Origin of the sequence: Autumnicola edwardsiae (assembly GCF_031846505.1) — a bacterium.
Taxonomy (GTDB): domain Bacteria; phylum Bacteroidota; class Bacteroidia; order Flavobacteriales; family Flavobacteriaceae; genus Autumnicola; species Autumnicola edwardsiae.
Genome location: NZ_JAVRHP010000302.1, coordinates 1 through 488 on the forward strand (window position 1 = coordinate 1; position 488 = coordinate 488).

Annotated in this window: 1 protein-coding gene; it reads left to right on the plus strand. The window is 44.1% G+C overall.

What is annotated here, in order from left to right; translation table 11 throughout:
* Positions 1-39: 39 nt before the first annotated feature.
* Positions 40-488 (plus strand): sodium:solute symporter family transporter (locus RM529_RS17770; RefSeq protein WP_432264554.1); only part of this gene is annotated, 449 nt, incomplete at its 3' end.

The window sequence follows — 488 nt, forward strand, 5'->3', positions numbered from 1 at the left end:
ACACCAAATTTGTAAATTCGTGGCCTTAATCCAGATTTCATGCAGCCGTACCAGATTTTGCTCCTCATTGCCGGATACTTTGGCGTACTCATTTTAATATCTTATTTAACAGGACGAGGGGGCACTAATGCGGAATTCTTTAAGGCTAACCGCCAATCTCCCTGGTACCTGGTAGCATTTGGAATGATTGGCGCTTCCCTTAGTGGCGTTACCTTTATTTCTATTCCCGGCACTGTAGAAACCCAGGGATTTAGTTATTTTCAGGTGGTTTTAGGCTATACTGTTGGTTACGCTGTAATTGGACTAGTGCTGCTGCCCCTGTACTACAGGATGAACCTGACTTCAATTTACAGCTATCTGGAGAGCCGGTTTGGCCGGTATTCCTACAAAACAGGATCCTCCTTTTTTCTTTTGTCACGAGTTGTGGGTTCCAGTTTTCGTCTTTTTCTCGTGGCAAACGTGCTACAGCTCATTGTTTTTGATGCAAT